The organism is Blastococcus aurantiacus (genome assembly GCF_900102425.1).
GTDB classification, from domain to species: domain Bacteria; phylum Actinomycetota; class Actinomycetes; order Mycobacteriales; family Geodermatophilaceae; genus Blastococcus; species Blastococcus aurantiacus.
Genome location: NZ_FNBT01000012.1, coordinates 51,027 through 70,556 on the forward strand (window position 1 = coordinate 51,027; position 19,530 = coordinate 70,556).

19 protein-coding genes are annotated in these 19,530 nt (G+C 75.0%); 14 read left to right on the forward strand and 5 right to left on the reverse strand.

The genetic code is table 11. From position 1 onward, the window contains the following. The first annotated feature begins 63 nt into the window (after positions 1-63). The 3 genes from BLS70_RS20190 (at position 64) to BLS70_RS20200 (ending at position 3,405) form a co-directional block, all read left to right on the forward strand. Positions 64-993 (forward strand): NAD-dependent epimerase/dehydratase family protein, encoded by a 930-nt coding sequence (locus BLS70_RS20190; RefSeq protein WP_091771644.1) that lies wholly within the window; start codon positions 64-66, stop codon positions 991-993. 136 nt (positions 994-1,129) lie between these two features. Then, the gene (locus tag BLS70_RS20195; RefSeq protein ID WP_091771646.1) at positions 1,130-1,678 is read left to right on the forward strand and encodes a heme-binding beta-barrel domain-containing protein; all 549 of its coding nucleotides are present in this window, start codon (positions 1,130-1,132) and stop codon (positions 1,676-1,678) included. After that, the gene (locus tag BLS70_RS20200; RefSeq protein ID WP_091771648.1) at positions 1,675-3,405 is read left to right on the forward strand and encodes a DUF885 domain-containing protein; all 1,731 of its coding nucleotides are present in this window, start codon (positions 1,675-1,677) and stop codon (positions 3,403-3,405) included. The genes BLS70_RS20195 and BLS70_RS20200 overlap by 4 nt, the downstream gene beginning before the upstream one ends. Positions 3,406-3,528: 123 nt before the next feature. On the opposite strand, the gene BLS70_RS20205 is transcribed toward BLS70_RS20200, so the two are convergent. The 3 genes from BLS70_RS20205 to BLS70_RS20215 all read right to left on the reverse strand — a co-directional run bounded on the left by BLS70_RS20205 (position 3,529) and on the right by BLS70_RS20215 (position 6,921). Beyond that, the gene (locus tag BLS70_RS20205) at positions 3,529-4,263 is read right to left on the reverse strand and encodes a hypothetical protein (protein WP_091771650.1); all 735 of its coding nucleotides are present in this window, start codon (positions 4,261-4,263) and stop codon (positions 3,529-3,531) included. A 320-nt stretch (positions 4,264-4,583) separates the two neighbouring features. After that, entirely contained in the window at positions 4,584-6,002 is a 1,419-nt protein-coding gene (gene nhaA / locus BLS70_RS20210; RefSeq protein ID WP_091771652.1) for a Na+/H+ antiporter NhaA, read from the reverse strand. Between the two features lie 70 nt (positions 6,003-6,072). Further along, positions 6,073-6,921: an aminotransferase class IV gene (locus tag BLS70_RS20215; protein WP_091771654.1), complete on the reverse strand. Its 849-nt coding sequence runs from the start codon at positions 6,919-6,921 to the stop codon at positions 6,073-6,075. Between the two features lie 38 nt (positions 6,922-6,959). Between BLS70_RS20215 and BLS70_RS20220 the strand changes: the two genes are divergently transcribed. From BLS70_RS20220 to BLS70_RS20250, 7 genes are all read left to right on the forward strand, one after another. Continuing rightward, entirely contained in the window at positions 6,960-7,463 is a 504-nt protein-coding gene (locus BLS70_RS20220; RefSeq protein ID WP_091771656.1) for a Fur family transcriptional regulator, read from the forward strand. After that, positions 7,460-8,581 carry a CAF17-like 4Fe-4S cluster assembly/insertion protein YgfZ gene (gene ygfZ, locus BLS70_RS20225; protein WP_091771658.1) on the forward strand — a complete coding sequence of 374 codons (1,122 nt, stop codon included), beginning with the start codon at positions 7,460-7,462 and terminating at the stop codon, positions 8,579-8,581. The genes BLS70_RS20220 and ygfZ overlap by 4 nt, the downstream gene beginning before the upstream one ends. Before the next feature lie 43 nt (positions 8,582-8,624). Next, a complete protein-coding gene (locus tag BLS70_RS20230) occupies positions 8,625-9,182 on the forward strand; it encodes an RsiG family protein (RefSeq protein ID WP_091771692.1) in 558 nt (185 codons plus the stop codon). Next, positions 9,179-10,153, forward strand: a complete 975-nt coding sequence (locus tag BLS70_RS20235) for an asparaginase (RefSeq protein WP_091771660.1) — start codon at positions 9,179-9,181, stop codon at positions 10,151-10,153. Before BLS70_RS20230 ends, BLS70_RS20235 begins: the two co-directional genes overlap by 4 nt. Before the next feature lie 87 nt (positions 10,154-10,240). Then, positions 10,241-10,774 (forward strand): helix-turn-helix domain-containing protein, encoded by a 534-nt coding sequence (locus BLS70_RS20240; RefSeq protein ID WP_091771693.1) that lies wholly within the window; start codon positions 10,241-10,243, stop codon positions 10,772-10,774. Continuing rightward, positions 10,771-11,553: a hypothetical protein gene (locus BLS70_RS20245; RefSeq protein WP_091771662.1), complete on the forward strand. Its 783-nt coding sequence runs from the start codon at positions 10,771-10,773 to the stop codon at positions 11,551-11,553. The genes BLS70_RS20240 and BLS70_RS20245 overlap by 4 nt, the downstream gene beginning before the upstream one ends. Before the next feature lie 136 nt (positions 11,554-11,689). Continuing rightward, the gene (locus BLS70_RS20250) at positions 11,690-11,977 is read left to right on the forward strand and encodes a DUF2516 family protein (RefSeq protein WP_091771664.1); all 288 of its coding nucleotides are present in this window, start codon (positions 11,690-11,692) and stop codon (positions 11,975-11,977) included. A 28-nt stretch (positions 11,978-12,005) separates the two neighbouring features. Here the strand turns inward: BLS70_RS20250 and BLS70_RS20255 are convergent, their stop codons facing one another. Both BLS70_RS20255 and BLS70_RS20260 read right to left on the reverse strand, forming a co-directional pair. Beyond that, complete coding sequence (locus BLS70_RS20255; protein WP_091771666.1) at positions 12,006-12,845, reverse strand: spermidine synthase; 840 nt, start codon at positions 12,843-12,845, stop codon at positions 12,006-12,008. Further along, complete coding sequence (locus BLS70_RS20260; RefSeq protein WP_091771668.1) at positions 12,845-13,807, reverse strand: NAD-dependent epimerase/dehydratase family protein; 963 nt, start codon at positions 13,805-13,807, stop codon at positions 12,845-12,847. The genes BLS70_RS20255 and BLS70_RS20260 overlap by 1 nt, the downstream gene beginning before the upstream one ends. A gap of 99 nt (positions 13,808-13,906) precedes the next feature. On the opposite strand from BLS70_RS20260, the gene BLS70_RS20265 reads away from it, so the two are divergent. From BLS70_RS20265 to BLS70_RS20280, 4 genes are all read left to right on the forward strand, one after another. Beyond that, positions 13,907-15,187, forward strand: coding sequence for a pyridoxal phosphate-dependent decarboxylase family protein (locus BLS70_RS20265; protein WP_218122522.1), 1,281 nt, complete (start codon positions 13,907-13,909; stop codon positions 15,185-15,187). Then, on the forward strand, positions 15,184-16,581 hold the full coding sequence (locus BLS70_RS20270) for an amidase (protein ID WP_091771670.1): 1,398 nt from the start codon (positions 15,184-15,186) through the stop codon (positions 16,579-16,581). The genes BLS70_RS20265 and BLS70_RS20270 overlap by 4 nt, the downstream gene beginning before the upstream one ends. A 13-nt stretch (positions 16,582-16,594) precedes the next feature. Further along, positions 16,595-18,181, forward strand: a complete 1,587-nt coding sequence (locus BLS70_RS20275) for a gamma-glutamyltransferase family protein (protein ID WP_091771672.1) — start codon at positions 16,595-16,597, stop codon at positions 18,179-18,181. 101 nt (positions 18,182-18,282) lie between these two features. Next, positions 18,283-19,530: an aminotransferase class III-fold pyridoxal phosphate-dependent enzyme gene (locus tag BLS70_RS20280; protein ID WP_091771696.1), complete on the forward strand. Its 1,248-nt coding sequence runs from the start codon at positions 18,283-18,285 to the stop codon at positions 19,528-19,530.

Consider the following 19,530-nt stretch of genomic DNA (forward strand, 5'->3'; position numbering starts at 1 on the left):
GGCGGGTGGAGCATCGCTCCTGACCGAGAGCGTCGCTCTCGCCGAAGCAGCAGGGAGCGCGTCATGGGACTGCACGTCATCGTGGGCAAGGGGCCGGTCGGCACGACGACCGCCGAGGAACTGGTCGGCCGTGGGCACACCGTGCGGGTGCTGTCCCGCAGCGGCGGGACCTCCTCGGACTCCGTCGAGCACCGCAGCGTCGACGCTGCCGACGCCGGGGCGCTCACCCGGGCGGCCGCGGGTGCCGACGTCCTCTACAACGCGGTCAACCCGGCCTACCACCGCTGGCCGACCGACTGGCCGCCGGTGGCCGCGGCGCTGCTCACCGCGGCCGAGCGCACCGGAGCGGTCCTGGTCACCATGGGCAACCTCTACGGGTACGGGCGGCCGACGGGGCCGATGACGCCGGACACGCCGCTCGCGGCCACCGACGTCAAGGGGCGGGTCCGCAACCGGATGTGGGCCGATGCGCTCGCCGCACACGCGGCGGGCCGGGTGCGGGTCGCCGAGGCCCGCGCTGCGGACTTCGTCGGTCCGCAGGTGCCCGCCGGCCAGTCGCACCTGACGCGCCAGCTGCCGGCGCTGCGCGCCGGAGGCCGTGCGTGGGTCGTCGGGGATCCCGACGTGCGCCGCAGCTGGGCCTACCTGCCCGATGTGGCCGCCACGCTGGCCACCCTCGGTACCGACGAGCGGGCGCTGGGACGTGCCTGGCACGTGCCCACCACGGCCCCGCGCAGCCAGCGGGAGGCGCTGGCCGATCTGGCGGAGGCGATGGGTGCGCCCGCGGTGCGGGTCAGCGGCATCCCGTGGCCGGTGCTGCGGGCGGTCGGGCTCGCCGTCCCGATGATGCGGGAGGTCGTGGCCATCCGGCACCAGTGGGACCGGGAGTACGTCTCGGACGGCAGCGCGACGACGGCCGCCTTCGGGCTGGCGGCCACGCCGTGGGAAGACGTGGTGGGCGCGACGGCCGCCGCCCTCCGCGAGCCCGCCTGAGGCCGCGGTCCCCGCCCGTCACTACCGTGGTCGGCATGGTTTCTGCCTGGGTCCTCGTCACCCTGGCGGCGCTCGCCGCGCTCGCCTGCGGCTACGGCGCCGTGCGGACCTCGCGCCGCCCGAAGGCGGGCCGGCGATGAGCGCGCCCACGGAGCTGCCGGTCCCCGACACCGTCGACGTCCGCAGCGGCCCCGAGGTCTCCGACCAGCTGCTGTCGGTGCTGCCGCTGCTGGGGGAGTGGCACGGGGAGGGCGTCCTCAGCGGCACAGCTGCGGGTTCCGACAAGGATCTCCGGTTCGGCCAGTGGGTGCGGTTCAGCCACGACGGGCGCGGCTTCCTGGCCTACGACTCGCGCACCTGGCGGCTCACCGACGACGGGCAGGTCGTCGGGCCGGACGTCCGGGAAACCGGCTTCTGGCGCCCTCGCGGCGACGGCGACGACGTCGAGCTGCTCGTGGCCGGTGCGGACGGGGTGCTGGAGATCTACGTCGGCGCCGCCCGCAGCACGACGAGCTGGGAGCTGGCGACCGACGTCGTGGCCCGCACGCCCGACGCCCCCGAGGTGACCCGAGCCGTTCGCCTCTACGGGATCGTCGAGGGCGCGCTCATGTACGCCGTCGACCGCGCCGTCGGAGGCGGGGAGCTGCGGCCCACCATGTCCGCCCGGCTGGAGAGGATCCGATGACCGACGCGCTCCCCACCACCCCGCCGTCGCCCGGCTCCCCCGCCACCCCGAGACAGGTGGCCGACGGCTACGTGGCCTCCGCCTGCGAGCTCGACCCGATCCTGGCCACCTCGCTCGGCGTCCGCCCGGGCGACGACCGGCTGCCCGACCTCTCGCCGGAGGGGCTCGAGGCCGAGGTGTCCCTGGTCCGCGCCACCCTGGCCGAGCTCGACCGCGTGCTGGCGGAGGACCCCGCGCTGGACGACGATCCGGTGGAGCGGCGGTGTGCCCGGCTGCTGCGGGAGCGGCTCACGGCCGAGCTCGACGCGCACTGGGCGGGGGAGGGCTTCCGCTCGCTGAACATCCTGTTCAGCCCGGTCCACTCGGTCCGCCAGGTGTTCACGCTCATGCCGACGGCGACCGACGAGGACTGGGCCGTCATCGCCCGCCGCATCGCCCGCGTACCGGAGGCCTACCGCGGCTACCGGGAGACCCTCGAGGAGGCGGTGCGCCGCGACCTGCTGGTCGCCCCCCGCCAGGTGCGCACCGTCGTCGAGCAGCTCGACCAGTGGCTGGCCGGCCCGTTCTTCACCTCGTTCGTCGCCGCGGGGCCCGAAGCGCTCCAGCCGGAGCTGCTCGCCGCCGCCGCGGCCGCCGACGCCGCCGTGGCCGACATCCGCGACCACCTGCGCGACGAGTACGGCCCCCGCACCGAGGGCGTGCCCGACGCCGTCGGCCGCGACCGCTACGCGATGGCGGTGCGCCGCTGGACCGGCTCGGACCTCGGGCCGGACCAGGGGCTCGAGGAGGTCTACGCGTGGGGCTGGGCTGAGCACAAGCGGATCCTGGCCGAGCAGCGGACCGAGGCAGACCGGGTGCAGTCCGGGACGACCCCGATGGAGGCCATGCGGCTGCTCGCGACCAGCGGGCCGGCCGTCGAGGGCGTCGAGGAGATTCGCGTCCGGCTGCAGTCGATGATGGACGAGGCGATCGCCGAGCTCGACGGCACGCACTTCGACCTCGCCGAGCCGCTGCGCCGGGTCGAGGCGATGATCGCGCCTCCCGGCAGCGCGGCGGCGCCGTACTACACCCGCCCCTCGCAGGACTTCTCCCGCCCGGGCCGCACCTGGCTGCCCACGCTGGGCCGAACCCGGTTCCCGCTCTGGGACCTCGTCTCGATCTGGTACCACGAGGGCGTTCCCGGCCACCACCTCCAGCTGGCGCAGTGGGCGTACGTCGCGAAGCAGCTCTCGACCTACCAGACCTCGGTGGGCTCGGTGAGCGCGAACGTCGAGGGCTGGGCGCTCTACGCCGAGCGGTTCATGGACGAGCTGGGCCACTTCTCCGACCCGGGCACCCGGCTGGGTTTCCTCGACGCCCAGCAGCTGCGCTCGGTGCGGGTGGTCATCGACATCGGCATGCACCTGCAACTGCCGATCCCGGACGACGCCGAGGGTGCGCTGGCCGGGCACCGCGGGCAGCCGTGGACGCCGGACCTGGCGCGGGCCTTCCTCGGCGAGAACTCCGGTGCCTCGCTCGCCTTCCTCGACAGCGAGCTGGTCCGCTACCTGGGCATCCCGGGCCAGGCGATCGGCTACAAGCTCGGCGAGCGGGCGTGGCTGGCCGGGCGGGAGAAGGCGCGGCAGGCCCGGGGCGAGGCCTTCGACCTCAAGGCCTGGCACATGGCCGCGCTGTCCCAGGGGTCGCTGGGTCTCGACGACCTCGAGGCCGAGCTCGCCCGGTTGTAGGCCTCAGCGCTCGCGGGGGTGGCCGTTCGTGCACGAACCGTCGCCCCGGAGGCCCGCAGACGACGGTTCGTGCACGTACTGCACTCAGGTGAGGCGGGTCGGCATCGCCAGGACGCCGTCGCCTCAGCGCTCGCGGGGGCGGGGGTTGAGGGTGTCGGCCGAGAAGGCGGTCGAGTCGTCCGGCCCGGTCGGAGCGGCCTCCAGCCCGGGCGTGCCGAGCAGCTCCGCGATGCACGCGGCCGAGCCGCCCACGTAGGTGCTGGTCATGTCGATGTCGGTGACGACGCACCAGGCGTGGTCGGCCGGCCACCAGACGTTGGCGCTCTGCTCGTGCGGTTCGGGCGCGAGGTTGCGGACGGCGTCTGTGACGGCGCCGCGCACGAGGACGACGTCGTGCTTGCCGCGCAACAGCAACCGGGGCGGGACGTCGGGGTCGGGCAGGTCGAAGCCGAAGCCGTCCCACCGGCCGAACACGCAGTCCTCCGGCGTGGTGGTGTGCCGGGCGAGGACGGCGGCCAGCCGGGCGGCCACCGTCACGGGCAGGTGCCCCTCCGCGGGGCCGTCGTCCCAGAACGCGGCCTGGTGCTCGGAGGGCTGGGCGTCCCAGCTGCCGGTGACGGTGTGCCACTGCATCAGCAGATGGGCGGTGGTGCCGTTGTACGCGGCCACCTCGGCCCAGCTCACCTCGACGTCGTCGTCCCCGTCGTAGCGGACCGCGGGGTGGAACACCCGCGCGTAGGCCGCGAAGGTGGCGGGGAGGAGGGCGGCCACGGTGGCCGGGTCGCCGCGACGGCGCGCGGCGGAGATCCACACGCCGCAGGAGACGTCGGTCTCGACCGGGAGGCCTCCGAGTTCCATGGGGCGCAACCTACCGGGGAAACGGACAACCCCCGGGCTGTTCCGCGGCGCTGTCCTCCGGAGAGGGAGCTGCACGCGGGCCGACTGGACAAATGTCGGCGGCCCGGGGGTCGGGTGACTGTCCGGTTCTCGCTCGCCGCCGTACGACGGACGGGCGATCTGCCGTCGTTCAAACTGTCGTCTGAACGGGCGGCCCATCTGGACGGCGGCTAGCGGACAGCCACCTCACGAGTCCTGTACTCAAGCAAAGTTACGGACCACCTCCTCTCTCGTGTACGACGACGGTACGTCGGCCCGGGAGGCTCCGGCAACCGAAAAAGTCAGCTCTCGGCGAACGGGGGACGGGGCTGCGCCGACGGCGCCGGGCCCCTCCGGTCCGGGTCGTGCTCGGCGTCGTCGTCGACCGTCCGCCAGAGCGGTCGCGCCGGGCCGATGTCCTCAGGGGCCTCGTAGACGTCGGGGATGCCGTCGGCGTCGACGTCCACCCGCTCCTGGGCGGAGATCTCCCGGTAGCGACGGTTGCGCAGCCGCAGGATCACCGACGCCAGGACGGCGGCCAGCACGGTGCCGGCCAGGATGCCGACCTTGGCGTGGTCGTAGCTCTCGCTCTCGGCGCCGTACGCGAGCTCGGTGATCAGCAGCGAGACCGTGAAGCCCATCCCGCCCAGGAGGGCGAGACCGACGACGTCGGTCCAGCTCAGCTGCTCGTCGAGCTCGGCGCGGGTGAAGCGGGACACCAGCCACGTGGCGCCGGTGATCCCGATCGCCTTGCCGGCGACGAGGCCGAACATGATGCCCAGCGCGATGCTGTCGCCCAGGGACTCGCCCAGGCCCGAGACGCCGCCGACGGCGACGCCGGCGGAGAAGAACGCGAACACGGGGACGGCGAAGCCGGCCGACAGCGGGCGGAGCCGGTGCTCGAAGTGCTCCGCCAGCCCCGGTCCCGCGTCCGGTCCACCGGCCGCCTCGCTGCGGACCACGGGCACGGTGAAGGCCAACAGCACGCCGGCCACCGTCGCGTGGATACCTGACTCGTGCATGAAGACCCAGGTGAGCGCGGCCAGCGGCAGGAGCAGCCACCAGGAGCGGACCCGCTTCTGCACCAGGAAGCCGAACAGGGCGAGCGGCAGCAGCGACAGCAGGAGGGCCGGGACGTCGAGCGCGGCGGTGTAGAAGATCGCGATGACGACGATGGCCAGGAGGTCGTCGACGACGGCCAGCGTGAGCAGGAACGTCCGCAGGGCGCTGGGCAGGTGGGTGCTGATCACCGCCAGGACGGCGAGGGCGAAGGCGATGTCGGTGGCCGACGGGATCGCCCAGCCGCTCAGCGCGCCGTCGGCCCCGCCCAGGTTGAACAGCACGAAGATCAGGGCGGGCACCGCCATCCCGCCGACGGCGGCGGCGATCGGCAGCGCCGCGCGCCGGGGCTCCCGGAGGTCCCCGGCGACGAACTCGCGCTTGAGCTCCAGCCCGGCGACGAAGAAGAAGATCGCCAGCAGGCCGTCGGCAGCCCAGGTGCCGAGCGTCAGGTCCAGGTGCAGCGACGCCGGCCCGACGCGGGTGTCGCGGAGGGTCTCGTAGCTCTCCGCCCACGGGGAGTTCGCCCAGACGAGCGCGATGGCGGCGCCGAGGAGGAGCAGGGCTCCGCCGACGGTCTCCTTGCGCAGGACGGAGGCGACGCGCTGCGCCTCGGCCCACGATCCGCGGGCGAGGAGACGGTTGGAGGCGGTGCTGGGCACGGGGGCGGCTCCGGGAGAGGGGTCGGGAAGGACGTTGCCGACCAGACTTCCCGGCGCACCAGGAGTCAGGCTACCGGGCGAGGAGCTCCTGCACCCGGGCGGTGAGCCCGGCGTCGGTGCGCCGCACCCCGTCCAGCGTGTGCACCGCGGCGGCCCCCCGCACCCCCGACAGCAGCCACACCGCGTCGGCGGCGTGCAGGTCGTCGACGGTGCCGCGGGTGCGCGCCGTGGGCCAGCCGGTCTCCTCCGCGCGTTCGAACAGCCGCGCGACGGTCGTGCCGGGCAGGATGCCGGTCTCGACCGGCGGCGTGTGCAGCGTGCCGCCGGCGGCCCACGCGACCGTCGACGTCGGCCCCTCCAGCAGTTGCCCCTCCAGGGAGGTCAGGACGACGTCGTCGGCGCCGAGCCGGTGCGCGTGGCGGTAGGCGGCCATGTTCACCGCGTAGGAGAGCGTCTTGGCCCCGCCCAGGAGCCACGGTGCCTGGGCGCGGAGGTCGGCCGGGACGCCGAGGGACAGGCTGACCACCGAGACCCCGGAGGTGCGCTGGCGGACGGTCTCCTCGGGCACCGGCGCCAGCAGGGCGAGCGCGGTGGGCGGCGCGCCGTCGCCGGGACCGCGGGTGAGGAAGAGCCGGAGCAGCCCCTCGGTCCCCGCCGGCCACCCGTCGAGCACGGTGTCGGCGAGGGCCCGCCAGACGTCGTCCCCGGGGTGGTCGAGCTCCAGCAGCGCGGCGGACCGCTGCATGCGCGCGAGGTGCGCGGCCAGGTGCGGCGTGGCCCCGTCGACCACCGCCACGGACTCGAAGACGCCGTCCCCGCGGACCAGCCCCTGGTCGGAGGCGGTGAGGACGGGCTCGTCGGCCGGGACGGCCACGGCCGCGCCGTCCCGCCAGATCGCCACGCTGCGCTGTTCGGTCACCGGTCCAGACTGCCCGACGCCGGGCATAGGGTCGCGGCATGGGGCACGACCACGATCCGGGGCACGCCGGCGGGCACGTCGCGGTCGGGACGGCCGGCGACGGGAGCGCACCGCTGGCCGAGCGGCTGCGGGCCCGCGGTCTGCGGCTGACCGCCCAGCGGCGCCGGGTGCTGGCGGCCGTGGAGGCCCTGGAGCACGCCACCCCGGAGACGATCGGCGCCCGGTTGCGCGAGGAGGCCGGAGCGGAGGGCTCGGCTCCCGACGCCTCGACCGTCTACCGCAACCTGGAGCTGCTCGAGCGGCTGGGCCTGGTGTGGCACACCCACCTGGGCAAGGGGGCGCCGGTCTACCACGCCTCCGAGCACCCCCACGTGCACGTCGTGTGCGCCTCCTGCGGGGAGATCTCCTCGGTCGCTCCGGATCTCCTGGACAGCGCCGCGGAACGTCTGGCCGCCGATCTGGGTTTCACCGTGGACGTGGGACACGTCGCCCTGTCCGGGACGTGCCGCGCGTGCCGCGAACGAGCATCGGAGACCCCATGAGTTCCACCCTGCTGTCCCGCCCGGGCGCCGTCGCCGTCGAGGACCCGGCGGACGCCGCCTTCGCGGTGGCCGCCCACTACGGGGACCCGCTGCGGGAGCAGCGGCTGCTCGCCGAGGGTGCGGGGCTGGTGGACCGCAGCGACCGCGACGTGCTCGCCGTCCCGGGTGCCGACCGGCTCTCCTGGCTGCACAGCCTCACCAGCCAGCACCTCGACCGGCTGGGTGACGCGACCGGCAGCGAGGCGCTGGTCCTCTCCCCGCAGGGGCACGTGGAGCACCACCTGGTGATCACCGAGCTGGGAGGGACGACCTGGGCCGACGTCGAGCCCGGCACGGGTGCCGCGCTGCACGCCTTCCTCGAGAAGATGCGCTTCATGCTCCGGGTCGAGCCGCAGCTCCTGACCGCGCAGTGGGCGGTGCTCTCCCTCGTCGGGCCGCGGGCGCTCGACGTGCTCGCCGCGGCCGGACTGCCCGCCCCCGCCGCGGAGTACGCGGTCGAAGCGCTGCCCGACGGCGGGTTCGTGCGTCGCATGCGGCCGATCGGCGACGGCACGGCCCTCGTCGTCGACCTGGTCGTGCCGCGCGGCTCCGTCGGCGTCGTCGCCGACCGGCTGCTCGCCGCCGGCGCGGGACTCGCAGGGGTGCAGGCCTACGAGGCGCTGCGCGTCGAGGCCCGCCGTCCCCGGCTGGGCCGGGACAGCGACCATCGCACCATCCCCAACGAGCTCGAGTGGCTGACCAGCGCCGTGCACCTGGACAAGGGCTGCTACCGCGGGCAGGAGACGGTCGCCCGCGTGCACAACCTGGGCCGGCCGCCGCGCCGGCTGGTGCTCCTGCACCTGGACGGCGTCAGCGAGGACCTCACCGAGCCGGGTGCCCCCGTGCTGGCGGGCGCCCGCGAGGTCGGCCGGGTCGGGACGGTCGTCCGGCACCACGAACTGGGCGTCATCGCGCTGGCCCTGGTCAAGCAGTCGGTGACCCAGGACGCCGCGCTGACCGTGGGTGGCTCGACCGCCGCCATCGACCCCGACGACGCGGTCGCGGAGGTCGACGACACCCGGGCGGCGGCGCGGGACCGGATCCGGGCGGTCCGGTCTGCGACGATGCCCCGGGCGTGACGAGACCGTGCGGAACGAGAAGCTGACCGATGGAGGACGCACCGTGAGTGCCAAGACGAGTCCCGCCGGCGGCGCCGCCGTCGACGCGCTGCTGGAGCCGGCGTTCCTCGAGGACGCCACCCGCCGCTCCATGGCCGAGGTGCGCACCCTGCGCCGCCAGGCCGAGCAGGAGGAGGTCAACCTCTCCTACACCCGGCGGCTGCTGCAGGGACGGCTGGACATCGTGCGCCGCGAGCTGCAGCGCCGCGCCGAGCACGACGGCCGGTCGCTGGTCGAGCTCCTCCCGGAGATTTTGGCCGAGAAGGGCCGCGGGCCGGCCCATGGCCTGGGCCGGCACCAGACGGTGCAGCCGGCCAACCCCGACGCCTACGAGTCGTGGGTCAACGCGCTGACGCCGGGGGTCGACCTCTCCTCGATCACCGAGCTGAGCGACGCCAAGCTGGAACAGGGCGCGCGTGCGCTCGCCGAGGCCGAGGTCGGGCTGTCCGAGCGGCGCCGCGGCGTGCAGCAGGTCATGGACGCCCTCGCCGGCGAGCTCGGTCGCCGGTACCGCGACGGCGAGGCCGACGTCGCCGCGCTACTGGCCGACGAAGGGCGATGAGCACCTCACCCTGGCCGGAGAACCCCGTCCTGGTCGAGGTCGAGCGGTCCGGGTTCCTCGAGTCGGTGCACCGCGGCTCGCTCGTGGTGCTGGGCGCCGACGGCGAGGTGCTGCTGGCCGCAGGAGCGGTCGACCGGCCGATGCTCCCGCGCTCGTCGAACAAGCCGGTCCAGGCCACCGCGCTGCTCGCGGCCGGCTGGGTGGCCGGCTCGGCCGCCGAGCTGGCCATCGCCGCCGGCTCGCACAGCGCTGAGGACGCCCACCGCGAGCGCGCCGCGGCGATCCTCGGCGCGGCCGGCCTGACGGCTGAGCACCTGGGCTGCCCGCCGGCGCTGCCGCTGCACGAGGCGACCCGGGCGGCCTGGCTGGTCGAGGGCCGGGCGCCGGACCGGCTGGCCATGAACTGCTCGGGCAAGCACGCGGCGATGCTCGCCGCCTGCGTGGCGGCCGGCTGGCCGGTCGAGGGGTACCTCCACCGCGACCACCCGCTGCAGCGGGCCATCGAGGAGCGGCTGGGCCAGGCGGCCGGCGAGCCGGTGTCCGCCGTCGTCGTCGACGGGTGCGGCGCCCCGCAGCACGCGCTCTCGCCGACCGGGCTGGCCCGCGGCGTCCTCTCCCTCGTCCAGGCCGAGCCGGGCTCGCCCGGGCGGGCGGTGGCCGACGCCATGCGGGCCGAGCCGTGGTTCGTCGCCGGCACCGGCCGCGAGGACACCGCCCTGATGCAGGCCGTCCCCGGCCTGCTGGTCAAGGGCGGTGCCGACGGCGTGCACGTGGCCGCCGTCCCCGGTGGGGGCGCGGTGGCGCTCAAGCTCGACGACGGTGGTGACCGCGGCCGGATGCCCGCGCTCGCCGCGGGTCTGCGTCGGCTCGGGGTGCCCGCAGAGCAGCTCGCCCCGTGGTTGCAGCTCCCGGTCGCCGGGGGCGGAGGAGTCGTGGGGGCGGTCCGCCCGTCGGCCGCGCTCGCTTCCTGACCTGCGACGACGAGTGTGACCAGGCCCTCACCGCAGTGCTAGCAGCTCTGCTTGCAGGAGCTAGCACCGGCGATTAGTGTCGTGGACGTGCAGACACCGGGAGAGTTCGTCCGCGAGCAGGTGAGCACGGTCCGCGAGAAGGTGGACCGGGTCGCCGGCAGCGTGGCGGAGTCGGTCGTCGAGGCCACCAGTGCCTCGACGAACAACGTCACCGCCGTCGGCTCGCAGGTGGGCAACTACATCCGCGAGCAGCGCAGTGCCGCCCAGGTGTCCCTGCGGGAGCTGGCCCGCACCGCCGGCGTCAGCAACCCCTACCTGTCCCAGGTGGAGCGGGGCCTCCGCAAGCCGTCAGCGGAGATCCTCGCGTCGATCGCCCGGGGCCTGAAGATCTCGGCCGAGTCGCTCTACGAGCAGGCGGGGATCCTCGACCGGCGCTCCGGGAACCCGGACACCGTCGCGGCGATCCGCTCGGACGAGGCGTTGTCCGAACGGCACAAGGCCGTGCTGCTGGAGCTCTACGAGACCTACGTCCGTGAGCACCGCGCCAGCACGGTCCGCGAGGCCGCACCGCAGGCCGCACCCGGCAACTCCCCTTCCCACCCTTCCAAGGAGTCGGCATGACCACCACCCAGACCGTCAAGCAGTACGGCGAGCTCGCCGTGGCCCAGGGCCGCTCGCTGGCCGAGCAGGCCCGCACCCCGATCCTGGCCGTCGTCGGCGCAGGTGACCTGGCCGTCGAGCGCGCCAAGAACGTCCTCGACCAGTTCCGCAGCAAGGCCGAGGCGCTGCCGGGCGAGGCGCAGGTCCAGGCCGACCTCGCCGTCCGCGAGGCCCGCACCCGGGCCACCGAGGCCGCCGGCACCGCCCGCACCACGGCGCAGCAGCTGGCCGAGGCCGTTCGCCCCGACGCCGTGCGCAGCACCGTCGCGCAGCTGGTGGAGATCGCCCGCACGCAGGCCACCACCACCCTGGACACCCTGGCCGAGCGCGGTGCCGAGGTCGTCGAGGACCTGCGCCGCCAGCCCGGCTTCCGCCGGGTCGTGCGTCGCGCCGAGAGCGCCGTCGACGCCGTCGAGGACACCCTTGAGGACATCCTCGAGGAGACCGCCGAGGCCGTCGTCGAGGCCTCCAACGAGGTCACCTCGGTGGCGCAGAAGACCGCCGCCAAGGCCAGCAAGGCCGCCGCGAAGGCGGAGTCGTCGGTCGACGCCGCCGCCGACGCCGCCAAGAGCGAGCTCGAGGACGCCGTCGAGGCGCCGAAGGCCGCCAAGAAGCCGGCCGCCAAGAAGAGCAGCGCCGCCCGCACGTCCACCAGCAAGACGACGACGGCGCGCGTCACCCGGGCCCGGACCGCCAAGCGGGCCGACGCCACGGCCGTGCCGGCCAAGCGCAACGGCTGACGCACCACCCCACGAACCAGGGCCCCGGAGCTGCGCGAGCGCTCCGGGGCCCTGTCGCGTCCCGACCCGACCCCGCCGGGTGGTGTCGGGCCGTCGGACGACCGGTCGCGGAGCCGGCGGCGAGTAGGCTCGGGTCATGGCGGAGTTCGAGGGGCTGGTCTTCCTACTCCTGTACTACGCCGCCCAGGCGCTCACCGTGTGGGCCTTCGTCGACGCGCTGATCCGCCCCGCGAACGGTTTCGTGGCGATGGGCAAGCTCACCAAGCCGGCCTGGCTCGCGATCACCGGTCTCGCCGCTGTGATCATCTTCCTGACGAAGAACCCCATCGCGCTGCTGGGCCTGCCCGCGATCATCGCCGCCGTCGTCTACCTGGTCGACGTGCGCCCGGCCGTGCGCGGACTGCACCGCGGCAACGGCTGGTGAGCTGAGCGTTCCGCTCGTTCCTCGGGGCTCAGCGGGCGAAGACGCCGGCCGGCGGCTCGGGTGAGGGCTGCGCCTCGGCGTCCGTGACCGGCAGCGCCTTCCCTGCGAAGCGCACGAGGTCCTCGCCGTCGACCACCCGCGAGGGCATCGGGTCCCGCGCGCACGCCCGGGTGAGGCCGGCCAGCGGCAGGTCGGCGTCGGACGCCACGGCCACGAGGTTGCCGAAGCGCCGGCCGCGCATCGTGCCCGGTTCGGCCAGCAGGCACACGTGTGCGAACACCTGCCGCAGCGTGGCCACCTGGCCGCGGGCGAACCGCAGGGGAGGCCCGTCGGCCACGTTGGCCGCGTAGACCCCGCCGGGCCGGAGCACGCGCGCGACGTCGCGGGCGAACTCCAGGGTGGTCAGGTGCGCGGGCGTCCGGGCGCCGGCGAAGACATCGGTGACGACGACGTCGGCGCTCGCCGGATGCAGGGTCGCCAGCGCGGCTCGGGCGTCGCCCGCCCGCACCCGGACCCGGGCATTGCGGGGCAGCGGCAGGTACTCGCGGACGAGGTCGGTCAGGGGCTGGTCGATCTCGACCACGCGCTGCCGCGAGCCCGGCCGCGTGGTGGCGACGTACCGGGGCAGGGTCAGCGCACCCCCGCCGAGGTGGACGACGTCCAGCGCAGCGCCCGCCGGGGCGGCGAGGTCGAGCACGTGGCCCATGCGGCGGACGTACTCGAACTCCAGGTGGGTGGGGTCCTCGAGGTCCACGTGCGACTGCGGCGTGCCGTCGACCATCAGCACCCACGACCCGTCGCGGTCGGCGTCGGCCAGCAGCTCGGCGGTCCCGGCGGCGACGGGCACCGGGCCGGGAGGCGTGCGCATCAGCCCCCGGCCGCCGCGAGCAGTGCCGCCTCGCGCTCGGCCGGGAGGTCCACCGCCAGCGGCGGCTCGCCGCGCTCGCGGTCCCAGGCGACGACGTCGGCCGCCGTCTGCTCCAGCGGGGTCGCGGTCAGCCCGACCGTGCGGGCGAGCCCGGCGCTGCGGCGCATGCCGACGTCGAAGCGCGGGTCGGGCAGTACGAGCGGGACCGCGCCGCCGGCGAGCCCGGGGTCCACCGGGACGACGTCCACGGTGGCGCCGGTCCCGCGGGCGCACGCCTCGACCAGCCCGGCGAGCGTCACGGGTTCGGCCGGGCCGACGGCGTTGAAGGTGCCGGGCCGGTCGTCGTGCAGCAGCGTCACGACCAGACGCGCGAGGTCGCGGCTGTCGACGACCTGCACCGGCTGGTCGGGGCGCCCGGGCAGCGGCACCGTCCCGCCGCGCGAGGCCTTGCGGGCCCACCAGGTGAAGCGGTCGGTCTGGTCGTGCGGGCCGGCGACGATTCCCGGGCGGACGAGCGTGGCGCGGTCGCCGTAGCGGCCCAGCGCCTCGTCCTCGCACGCCACCTTCAGCGGGCCGTAGGTGCGCCCGTCGACCTGCTCGGTGCCGAGCTCGGGGTCGCGGCGGGGCGCGGTCTCGTCCAGGGGGCCGTCGGTGCGGCCGTCGTAGACCGCGCCGGTGGAGATGAACAGGTACCGGCCGGTCGATCCGGCGAGCGCGTCGGCGGCCTGCGCGACATGGCGGGGGACGTAGGCGCTGACATCGAGGACGGCGTCCCAGTCGGTGCCTCGGAGGGAGGCGTAGTCGCCGGTCTCCCGGTCGCCGACCAGCCGGGCGACGTCGGGGAACAGGTCGGTGCCGGTACGGCCACGGCTGAACAGGGTGAGCTCGTCGCCCCGGCCCAGCGCCTCCTCGACCATCGCGCGACCGACGAAGGAGGTACCGCCCAGCACGAGGATCTTCACCGGCCGACCATAACGGCGGGCGGTCAGGTGGCGACGGGCCGCGGCGGATAGTGTCCGGCCGGACGGCGGAGGTGACCGCCGCCACACCCGGGAGGCACCGTGACCGCCGCACGACCCGCATCCGCCGAGCTGCCCGCGCAGAGCACCGGCGCGGCCCACGTCCTCGCCGAGCTGCGGGCCAACCGGCACGACGACGCCGACTGGCGCAACGGCCGCATCTTCGGGCTGATCTTCCACCCGGACGACGACGAGCTCGAGGAGCTGCTCGCCGACGTCAGCCGCGAGTACCTGGCGGAGAACGCCCTCAACCCGGTGCGCTTCCCGAGCCTGGCCCGGCTGGAGCGGGAGGCGGCGGACATGGTGGCCGGCCTGCTGCACGGCACCCCGGGAGCGGGTGGCCTGACCAGCGGCGGGACCGAGTCGATCTTCATGTCCGTGCTGGTCGCGCGGGAGACGGCCCGGAAGAAGGGCATCGCCGACCCGGTGCTGGTTACCGGCATCACCGCGCACCCGGCGTTCGCGAAGGCGTGCCACCTGCTCGGCATGCGCCAGATTCGGGTGCCGGTCGACGAGGGCTACCGGCTCGTCGTCGAGGAGATGCGCGCCGCCGTCGGCCCGGACACCGCGATGGTCGTGGCCAGCGCCCCTTGCTACCCGTACGGCGTGATGGACCCGGTGGAGGAGGTCGCGGCGATCGCGCGGGAGGCGGGGGTGCTCTGCCACGTGGACGCCTGCCTGGGCGGGATGATGCTGCCGTTCTGGGAGCGGCTGGGCGAGCCGGTGCCGCCGTGGGACTTCCGCGTCGAGGGCGTCACGAGCATCAGCGCCGACCTGCACAAGTACGGCTACGCCTTCAAGGGCGCGAGCGTCCTGCTGCACCGCGACGTCGAGCAGTACCGGACCCAGTGGTGGTTCGACGACGGCGCCTGGGGCGGCGGGCTCTACGGCTCGCCGACCGCAGCGGGCACGCGGCCCGCGCCGCCGATCGCCGGTGCGTGGGCGGCGCTGCGCCACCTCGGCGAGGACGGCTACCTCCGCCAGGCCACCAAGGTCCGCGACGCCACCCGCCGGCTGATGTCCGGGATCGAGGCGATCGACGGCCTCTCCATCACGTCGACGCCGGACCTGTGCGTCTTCCAGTTCGGCAGCGACGTCCTGGACATGAAGGTCGTGGCCGACGCCCTCGCCGAGCAGGGCTGGTTCCCCAACCGGCAGCCCGGCGGGCTGCACCTGATGGTGTCGCCGTTCCACGTCCGCGTGGCCGACGACTTCCTGGCGGCGCTGGCGGTCGCCGTCGACCGCGCCCGCGACGGCGCCACCTCCGACAGCGGCCCGGCCGTCTACGGCGCCGCCCTCCCGAGCAGGGAGCGCTCCGCGTGACGGAACCCTGGCTGCAGGACGCCTGCTCTCTCGTCGGCGCCTTCCGGGCGCGCGAGATCAGCCCCGTCGAGGCGGTGCAGGCGGTGCTGGACGCCGTCGACGCCGATGGCGAGCTCAACGCGGTCTGCCACGTCGACGCCGAGAAAGCCCTGGCGGCGGCCCGGATCGCCGACGTCGACCGGCCCTTCGGCGGCGTGCCCTTTGCGGTCAAGGAGCTGGAGCCGGTCGAGGGCTGGCCCTACCCGCGCGGCAGCAGGCTGCTCGAGGGGTCGACGGGGCCGTTCACCACGGTGCACGTGGAGCGCATCCGCGACCGCGGGGGCGCGATCCCCGTGGTGCAGACGACGAGCAGCGAGTTCGGCCTCGTCGGCTACACCTCCACCAAGCTGCACGGCACGACGCGCAACCCGTGGAACCCGGCGCTGACCCCGGGCGGGTCGAGTGGAGGCACCGCGGCCGCCGTGGCCGGGGGGCTGGTGCCCATCGGCACCGGCACCGACGGCGGGGGGTCGATCCGCATCCCCGCCGGGTACGCGGGCCTGGTCGGCATCAAGACCAGCTTCCGGACCATCCCGTTCGCACCCTTCGCGCAGATCGAGCCGCTGCACTCGACGGTGGGCTGCCTGTCCCGCTCGGTGCGGGACACCGCCCGCTGGCTCGACGTCGCCAACGGCGCACACCCCCGCGACCCGTTCAGCCTGCCCCGCGTCGAGGGCTTCGAGGCGGGGCTGGGCAGCCACGACCTCGCCGGGCTGCGGGTGGCGGTGCTGCCGGACTTCGGCGGCGCGGTGGTGCATCCCGACGTCGTCGCGGCGATCGAGGACGCGGCGGAGGCCCTGATCGCCGCGGCCGGCATGCGGCGGATCGACGTCGACTTCGCGGTGCCGGACATGGCCGCCGTCTGGTCGGGGGCGTCGCTGCCGACGATGTGGCACGGCATGCACGCCTACTGGCCGCAGATCCGGGAGCTGCTCACCGACGAGGTGGCCGCGCTGATGGCGCGCTCGGAGGCGTTCACCATCGCCGACGCGGCGGCGGTCGACCCGCTGCGCAAGCAGCTCAACGAGTCGTTCGCCGACCTGTTCGAGTCCGTCGACCTGGTGCTCGCCGCGACCAACCCCGACGACCCCTACGCCGCCGAGGGTCCCGGCCCCACGCGGGTCGGCGAGGTCGACGTCGAGGGCCTGGGCAACACCGGCCGGCTCACCATGGGCATGAACATCACCGGCGTGCCCGCGGTCAGCGTCCCCGCCGGGCTCTCGCCTCGCGGGATGCCGATCGGCATGCAGATCGTCGGGCCGCGGCACAGCGACGCGCTGCTGCTGTCGGTGGCGGCGCTGTTCGAGCGCGAGCGTCCGTGGCCGCTGGTGGCGCCGTCGGCCCGGCCCGCATGACGTGGGAGACCCCGTGACCTGGGAGACGCAGACCGTTCCCGGTCCTGACGGGCTGGTCTGCAGCGTCGACCGGCTGGCCTCGGAGGCCGGCGCCGCCGTGCTGCGTGCCGGGGGGAACGCCGTCGACGCGGCGATCGCGACCAGCGCGGCCCTGACGGTCACCACGCCGCACATGTGCGGCATGGGTGGCGACCTGATGGCGCTGGTGGCCGGTCCGGGCACCGGCTCGGCCGAACCCCTCGTCGTGAACGCCTCCGGGCGGGCGGGCAGCGGCGCGGACCCCGAGCGGCTGCGGGCCGAGGGTCACCGCACCATGCCCCCGCTGGGGGACGTCCGCAGCGCACCGGTGCCCGGGTGCGTGGACGGCTGGCTGGCGCTGCACGACCGCCTGGGCCGGCTGCCGCTCGCCGACGTGCTGGCACCGGCGATCGAGCTGGCCGAGGACGGCTTCCCGACGTCGCCGATGCTCGCCTTCATGCTGCCGAAGCTGGCCGGGGTGACCGGCTGCGACGAGCTGGTCGAGGCCGGGGTCGGCACCGGGGACCACCTCCGGCGGCCGGGGCCCGCCCGCATGCTCCGGGCGATCGCGGCCGAAGGGCGCGACGGCTTCTACGGCGGGGAGTTCGGCGAGCGGCTGCTGGAGGTGGGCGCCGGCGAGTACCTCCCCGGGGACCTCGCCCGCTCCTCGGCGGACTGGGTGGAGGCGCTCGGACTGGACGTCTGGGGCCACCGGGTGTGGACCGTCCCGCCGAACTCCGCCGGGGTCCTGGCGCTGGCCGGCGCCGGCATCGCCGAGCGCGCCGGCCTCGGCGCCGACCCGGACGACGCCGCCTGGGCGCACCTCGCCGTGGAGGCGGCGCGGCTGGCCGGGCTCGACCGCCCCCGGGGACTCTTCGAGGGTGCGGACGGCGGCGTGCTGCTGCACCCCGACCGGCTCGCCGCCCGGGCCGCGATGGTCGACCCGCGGAGGACCGTGCTCCGGGAGGACCGCTACGCCGGCGGCGGGACCATCTACCTCTGCGTCGCCGACCGCGACGGCATGGGCGTGAGCCTCATCCAGTCCAACGCCAAGGAGTTCGGCTGCCACGTGGCGGTGCCGGGCACCGGGGTGCTGCTGCACAACCGCGGCATCGGGTTCAGCCTGGAGGCCGGGCACCCCGCCGAGTACGGGCCGGGACGGCGGCCGCCGCACACGCTGGCGCCCACGCTCGTGACCCGCCCCGACGGGTCGCTGCGCGCGCTGCTGGGGACGATGGGCGGGGACTCGCAGACCCAGCTCGTCCTGCAGCTGCTGGCCCGGCTGCTGGTCACCGGGGACGACCCGGCCGCGGTGATCGGCGCACCGCGGTGGGTGCTGGCCGCCGAGGGCGGAACCGGCTTCAACGTGTGGGAGCGGCCGGCCGCGCACCGCGTCCGGGTCGAGCAGCACGCTCCCGCGTCGTGGCGCCCGGGTCTCGAGGAGCGCGGGCACGAGGTGCGGACGGCCCGGCCGGACCCGGCCGGCTTCGGGCACGCCCACCTCATCGAGTTCCCCGTGGACGGACCGCCCCGCGGAGCGGCGGACGCCCGGTCGCTGATCGGCGCGGCCGTCGCCGGCTGAGGCCCTGGTGCTTTTATCGGACGACTGATAGAAAAAAGGCCGCCTCACCCCCACCGGTGCACTGCCCCGGGCAGTGGCACCCGAGCGGAACGGTCGACGAGATGACCCAGGTCCTCACCCCGCGCACCGTCGACGCAGCGCTGCGCGCGCGTGCCGGCGCGGTGATCCCCGGCGGCATGTACGGCCACATGAACGCGGCCGGCCTGCCCGACGCCTATCCGCAGTTCATGACCCGTGGCGAGGGCAGCCGGGTCTGGGACGCCGACGGCAACGAGTACCTCGACTTCATGTGCGGCTGGGGCCCGGTCGTCCTCGGCCGCAAGGACCCGGTCGTCGAGGCGGCGGTCCGCGCGCAGCTGGACACCGGCGACCTGCTCGACGGTCCCTCGCCGGTGATGGTCGACCTCGCCGAGCTGCTGGTCGAGCTGGTCCCGCACGCGGACTGGGCGATGCTGGCGAAGAACGGCACCGACGCCACCACCGCCTGCGTCTCCATCGCCCGCGCCTCCACGGGACGGCGGAAGGTGCTCCTCGCCAGGGGGGCGTACCACGGGGCGATCCCGTGGTGCACGCCCCGGCCGGGCGGCGTGCTCCCCGAGGACCGCGCGCACCTGGGGTACTACGAGTACAACGACGTCGCCTCGCTGGAGGCCGCGGTCGCCGAGGCCGGCGACGACCTGGCCGGCATCATCGTCTCGCCGGTGCGCCAGGAGCTCGCCAGCGACCAGGTGATGGCGACCGGTGAGTTCGCCCGGGCGATCCGGAGCGCCTGCGACCGCGCGGGCGCGGTCATGATCCTCGACGACGTGCGCTGCGGCTTCCGTCTGGATCTCGGCGGCAGCTGGGAGCCGCTGGGGGTCCGGCCCGACCTCTCCGCCTGGTCCAAGGCGATCGCCAACGGGTACTCGCTCGCCGCGATCACCGGGCGCGAGCCGCTGCGCGCGGCGGCCTCGAGCATCTACGTCACCGGCTCCTTCTGGTACTCGGCGGTGTCCATGGCCGCGTCGATCGCCACGCTCACCCAGCTGCGGGACACCGACGCGCTGGCCCGCATGGCGGCGGCGGGTCAGCGGCTGCGCGACGGCCTGGCCGCCCAGTCCGCCGCCCACGGCTTCGTCACCTCGCAGACCGGTCCGGTCCAGATGCCCCTGCTGCAGTTCGTGGACGACGACGCCGTCTCCACGATGGCGCGGACCTGGACCAACGAGGCCGTCAAGCGCGGGGTGTACCTGCACCCGGTGCACAACTGGTTCCTCAGCGCCGCCCACACCGCCGACGACATCGACCTGGCCCTCGAGCGGACCGACGACGCGTTCGCCGAGCTCGCCCGCCTGGTGCGGCGCGCCTGA